The following is a 5831-nucleotide window of genomic DNA, read 5'->3' on the forward strand; positions in this document are numbered from 1 at the left end:
TTGTAAAAGTAGCAAATCAAGTATTAACTAGTTAACTAGTTAATATTACTATTTTTTTACACACATTTTCACACACAATAGTTAGCCATATAATTCCATAAATTTCCATAAAATAAAAGAACGATTGTAAGAAGAAAAACCCGCTCGTCGTCAGCTTGAACGCTTGAAGAAACGAGAATTTCGGATTGCTGTTGTGGGCTTGGAAAAGGCGGGAAAAAGTACATTTGTTAATGCCTGGTTAGATTGTGATTTACTGCCAGCAAAAGCAGGACGTTGTACCTTTACAACGACACAAATTTATTCCGTTGAACAAGATTCTCAGCAAAGGCTAGAAGTTGAGCCTAAAACCGAAGAACAATTTACCAGTCTTTTGCATGAACTGGAGTCAGCTTCCAACAGTAATTCTAAACATAGTGATGGAGCCAAACAAGATTTAGAGACAATCCGAAAGTATCAAGACACTTTAAGACAAGTTCGTAGCGAAGGTCGGAAAACTATCCCATTTACTCGCCTAGAAGACATTAACAAAGACCTGAACAAGTATGTTGCTGATGAGCAATACGCCCATGCAGTATTAGAAGCTAGGCTGTATACCAATAAACTCGCCCAGGCTGAAGGTATTGTTTTCTATGATGTGCCTGGATTAGACTCAGGTTTAGCCAAGCATATAGAAGAATCTAGAGAAATGCTGTCAGATTGTGATGCTGTAATTTTGGTACAGCGAGATCCTAGTCCCAAGGGCTACGAACTTAAAATTGTTGAGTTTACTGAGCAGGGTGATAAGAATGTAAACGTTGCAGATAAATTTTTCGTTTTCTTGAGTCGGATTGATCAGTTGGCTAGTCCAGCAGCTCTTAAAGAACACCTTGATGAAGCATCAAATAGATGGCATGAAATAGCTAAATTATCTCCTGAGCAAATTGTACACGGTTCAGCGGGAGCTTATTTAGTATTAAATGGCTTCGCTAATCAACAAACATTGGAATCAGTTGGCAGTCCTGAAGAAATTTTAACTAAGCTTAACTCTGTGACAGGTATCGAAAATGAGGAAGTCTTAAAACAAGACGCGACTGGGATTCAGGAAATCAAGGCTCGTATTACTGACTATATTAATAATAAACGGGTTACTGTTTTACAGAAACGTTGTGAGGCTATAATTGAAAATATATTAACAACATCAAAAGAAATTTTTGAAATCGTTAGTAAGCGTTATTCAGAGAATCCAGCGGAAGCCAAGCGATTACAAGAAAATCAACGTCGTATTGAATTTTCCCAGTGGTGGGAAGAAAAGTGGAAAACGATTAAAGCAGACCTCAGCGACTATTATAATGATAATATATGGAACTCTACTGCAGAAGGAGAAGAATCTCTCAATTCAGATATTGTAGAAAAATTTCGGTCTCGATACCTCCAGGATATTGAGACTAAAATTGAAGAAATTAGAACCAATACTGAGCAAAGAAAACAGCGAATTTTTAAAGAAAATAATTCCGGTGTATTTGATGCTAAATTAACTGACTATAACTGGCGGAAAGAACTTTCTGCTACCATTAGCATTTTCTTAGTAGATATTGCTCATCACCTTGCCCTAGAAATCAAAGAAGAGGCATTAAAGTTAGTTGAATATCTGACTACGTTACTCTGGAAAACCCAGGAATTAGAGCAGCGACTTATTGGTAATCCCGAGGAGTTTGTGGAAGTATTAAGTCGAAGTTTGACGGCGTTGTTTCTTCGCTTTGCCCGTCCGGTTGCCGACTCCTTAATTCCTGGTCCTTTAGGGAGTGAAACTCGTCAGCGTATTGTGAAAAGACTGGGAGCGGATATAGAACTAGTCGATAATTACTACAGTGGGGAAGAAAAGGCTTTCAGCGTCCTAAGACGATATGTAAATCGTGGGTCAAAGTTGCTCTATGATCCCAAGCTGCGCCATGAGCTATTAGGTATTCGTGAAGTCTCTGGGGATGTGCCACCAAAACCTACCAATTCAGCGGAGAAGGTTATCTTGGAAGTTGAAACTGATATCAAAGCCTTTGAAACCTATTTGCGTTCGGCTATCTTTGAGGCCGCAGGGTTTGAGCAATTTTGCTTACAAGAACTCGATCAATTGCGCGATCGCTTTATTCGATATGAAGCCGTGTGGCGAGGAGTAGCCCAGAATGAATGGTTAGAAGAAAATCCCTTACTAATGGCTGAAATGCCCGAAGATTTAAAGGCTCACGAAGTCAATTTAGAAGTTAGCGATCGCTTACGCCAGTTATCTACTGCTTTAGCAAAGGGAGTAGGGAGTAGTAGAATGTAGAATTAATAATTTAGAATTTAGAATTAATAATTAAGAATTAATAATTGAGAATTGAGAATTGAGACTTCTACATTCTACATTCTACATTCTACATTCTTAATTCTACATTCTACATTCTACATTCTAGATTCTTAATTCTACATTCTTAATTCTAGATTCTAGATTCTAGATTCTACATTCTTAATTCTACATTCTACATTCTACATTCTAGATTCTACATTCTAGATTCTACATTCTAGATTCTACATTCTACATTCTACATTCTACATTCTACATTCTACATTCTTAATTCTGAGTATTAGCCATACCAAACCGATTCAACCTTCTCAATTACCTCTTGTACGGAATTCCCATCACTCAAAACCGTGACATGACCTAACTTACGTCCTGGGCGGGATTGAGTCTTACCATACCAATGGACAAACGCCCCTGGTAAACTGGCTAAGGTCTGCCGTTTCTGTTGGTAATCATCCTGGGAAGATTCATAACCCAAAAGATTGACCATTACTGCACTGGGACAATGCATCTGTGGGCTACCTAAGGGTAAACCTACCACGGCTCGCAGTTGCTGCTCAAATTGAGAGGTTTCGCAAGCATCAATGGTGTAATGACCGGAATTATGGGTACGAGGGGACACTTCATTAACCAAAACTTTGTTATTGCTAGTCAGGAATAACTCAATCCCAAAGACTCCCACTACCTCTAAACTAGTCAGGAGAGTTTTTGCGATCGCATTCACCTCCGCCACCGTATCTGGGCTAATCTGGGCCGGTGCAATCACTCGCCGACACACCTGTTCTTCCTGCTGAGTTTCCACCACCGGGTAAACCACCACCTCCCCATCTACAGAACGAGCAGCCATTACTGCCAACTCCCGTTCAAAGGGAATAAACTCTTCTAGCACCACAGGTTGATTGCTTAACTGGTTCCAAGTTTCCTGTAAGCTATGACTGTCTTTAATAATAAACGTACCCTTGCCGTCATAACCTTGGCGTCGCGCTTTCAGCACCAGAGGAAACTCTAACTCACTCAGGTTGATGGGGGTTCGAGAAGAGGCTAGGGACTTTAATTCCTGCTTACCCACTTCCCCCTCCAGACTGATAAACTCTGGCTGGGGTAAACCAATCCGATCGAAATAGCAGCGTTGGTCATATTTATCCAACAGTGGCGCTAGGGCCTCTAGTCGGGGGTAAAAGCAAATTCCCCGCTTTGCCAGATATTTCAGGGCATCAAGGTTAATAAATTCATTCTCAAAGGTAATCACATCACAGCGAGATGCCATTTGCTCGGTAGCCACCCCATCATCAATAGCAGCAAAGATAGTTTCAGCAGCAACACAGACAGCTGGATCAGTAATATTAGGAGTTTGAACCACTAGCCGAATACCCAAAGATTTGGCAGCCATTGCCATCATCCAGGCCAGTTGTCCTCCACCAATTACACCTACTCGTTTAATCGACATCCCAAACACTCACAAGTCGCAACACCAGTTTGTTTTCAGATGCACCTCTAGCAAACAGTTATCAAATTTGCACACCATCCAGCATACCATCGCTCAAGTCAGCCCCATCGATCAAGACTGTTGACTATTTGATGGTCAACAGTCAACATTCAACAGTCAACATTCAACAGTCAACATTCAACAGTCAACATTCAACAGTCAACATTCAACAGTCAACATTCAACACCTTACCAACACCCCAAAGAGTCACGAGTCACCACACCAGTTGTAGGATTCACCCCACTTGCTACATCGCAGAGTTTTAACCGTTCTCTGACCGGTTGGATCAGGGTGCTAGTAAAATCAGCACCGGTGATGTCAGCCCCATCAAAACTGGCACGTTGCAGTAAGGCACCAGTAAAGATGACATCAGTTAAATCTGCATCATTGAAGCTAATGTTGTAGGTGTCGCTCTTGGTCAAGTCTGCTCCATGGAGATTAGCATTATTCAGGGTAGTATGTTTGATAGATGCTTGGATCAATTTGGCATCGGCTAAGTTAGCCTGGTCCAAATTGCAATAGGTAATTTTGACTTTCTGTAAGTCTTCACCAGATAAGTCTGCTCCCACGAGTTGTTTCCCATCGCAGGCTATACTCTTGGCGTGAACGGGTAAGGGATAACAAAAAACAGAGCACGCAAATAAGAATGTAACCAGTAGCCGGAAAAACATAAAGATTTATTGCTGCAATCGTCCAATTTAATCATACTGTGATGCATAATCACTTGAGTTATACCAAAGGTAAGCATATGCGCGTTCGCGCACGCTGCTTGAGGTGCCGTCAGCGGTCAGCGGTCAGTGCTCAGCCGTTGGCTGAAAGCTGAAAGCTGATAGCTGAACGCGATCGCGTGTGCCTAGCACATATGCTGATGGCTGAAAGCTGATAGCTGAAAGCTGAACGCGATCGCGTGTGCCTAGCACATATGCTGATGGCTGAAAGCTGATAGCTCATAGCTGAACGCGATCGCGTGTGCCTAGCACATATGCTGATGGCTGAAAGCTGATAGCTGATAGCTGAACGCGATCGCGTGTGCCTAGCACATATGCTGATGGCTGAAAGCTGATAGCTCATAGCTGACGGCTGAATGCTTACAGGCTAATCTTGCCAGAATCGCTAAAATCATAGTGAGCGATATTTTTGTGAGATCGATGCTTAATATATTTTTGACTTGGCTGCTAAGTGCTATCTCACTAATGATTACTGCTTACCTGGTACCAGGAATTACCATTAGTGGTTTTGGTGCAGCTGCTGTAGCGGTAGTAGTCATTGGTTTAGTGAACGCCATCATTAGACCGATTCTAGTGATTCTGACCTTGCCCATCACAATTTTATCCATGGGACTATTTCTGTTGGTGATTAATGCTATCACCCTATCCCTGGCATCCTATTTCACTCCTGCTGCGTTTATGGTCAACGGTTTCTGGCCAGCTTTTTTTGGGGCCATCGTTCTGACTTTGGTGTCTAGTGTTATCAATAGCTTGGCTGCTAATCAAGTTTAAGCTATCAGCTATCAGCGTGTCGCGTATCAGCCGCTTTAACTGCACGGGGTCGGATTAGTAAAACCAGCAGGGATTCTGAACCAGACGTAGCATAACCCCTGGTGCTTGTTTACTACCTGCCGTTGATGAGCTGACTGTTGACAGCACCTCAAGTAGCGTGGGCGTAGCGCATTTGCTGAATGCTTACCTAATTTAGCTGACACTACTTTCAGTCAACTATACTTCTGAGCTTAAGTAGTCAGCTGCAAGGGCTGACTAATAAATACCTGAAAGCTGACTGCTCAAAGTATAGCTTGACTTGAAGTCACTGTACAGTTTTTTTGTAAGCATTCAGCTATCAGCCGTCAGCCGTCAGCTAATTAACTAATCAACGGGAGGTAGTAAACAAGCTTACGAACGAGTATGGCTGGTTGACAATCCCTGCTCGTTTGACTGATCCGACCCAGTGCAGTTAAAGCGCCTACTCGCTAATAGCTGATAGCTGTTCGCACCTCAGAGGATATCTCCCAAGTTTTTTTATACTGAATTTTTA

Annotated in this window: 5 protein-coding genes; 2 read left to right on the forward strand and 3 right to left on the reverse strand. The window is 42.2% G+C overall.

The annotated features are described in order from the left end of the window. Positions 1-163 precede the first annotated feature (163 nt). Complete coding sequence (locus F6K20_RS21615) at positions 164-2299, forward strand: dynamin family protein (protein WP_287295979.1); 2136 nt, start codon at positions 164-166, stop codon at positions 2297-2299. Positions 2300-2597: 298 nt separating this feature from the next. Here F6K20_RS21615 and F6K20_RS21620 read toward each other — a convergent pair whose 3' ends face one another. The 3 genes from F6K20_RS21620 to F6K20_RS21630 all read right to left on the reverse strand — a co-directional run bounded on the left by F6K20_RS21620 (position 2598) and on the right by F6K20_RS21630 (position 4871). After that, on the reverse strand, positions 2598-3761 hold the full coding sequence (locus F6K20_RS21620) for a 5-(carboxyamino)imidazole ribonucleotide synthase (protein WP_287295981.1): 1164 nt from the start codon (positions 3759-3761) through the stop codon (positions 2598-2600). Positions 3762-3988: 227 nt separating this feature from the next. Beyond that, positions 3989-4369, reverse strand: coding sequence for a pentapeptide repeat-containing protein (locus F6K20_RS21625; RefSeq protein ID WP_008180578.1), 381 nt, complete (start codon positions 4367-4369; stop codon positions 3989-3991). Between the two features lie 232 nt (positions 4370-4601). Continuing rightward, positions 4602-4871, reverse strand: a complete 270-nt coding sequence (locus F6K20_RS21630; RefSeq protein WP_131827131.1) for a hypothetical protein — start codon at positions 4869-4871, stop codon at positions 4602-4604. 77 nt (positions 4872-4948) lie between these two features. On the opposite strand from F6K20_RS21630, the gene F6K20_RS21635 reads away from it, so the two are divergent. Further along, positions 4949-5299, forward strand: coding sequence for a phage holin family protein (locus tag F6K20_RS21635; protein WP_044492381.1), 351 nt, complete (start codon positions 4949-4951; stop codon positions 5297-5299). Positions 5300-5831 lie beyond the last annotated feature (532 nt).

It is taken from the genome of Moorena sp. SIO2C4 (assembly GCF_010672485.1).
In the GTDB taxonomy this organism is placed as follows: Bacteria; Cyanobacteriota; Cyanobacteriia; order Cyanobacteriales; family Coleofasciculaceae; genus Moorena; species Moorena producens.

Bases quoted from the DNA above. Each gene is read 5' to 3' on its own strand.
- F6K20_RS21620 (WP_287295981.1), bottom strand. From the start codon at position 3,761: ATGTCGATTAAACGAGTAGGTGTAATTGGTGGAGGACAACTGGCCTGG.
- F6K20_RS21630 (WP_131827131.1), bottom strand. From the start codon at position 4,871: ATGAGCTATCAGCTTTCAGCCATCAGCATATGTGCTAGGCACACGCGA.
- F6K20_RS21635 (WP_044492381.1), top strand. From the start codon at position 4,949: ATGCTTAATATATTTTTGACTTGGCTGCTAAGTGCTATCTCACTAATG.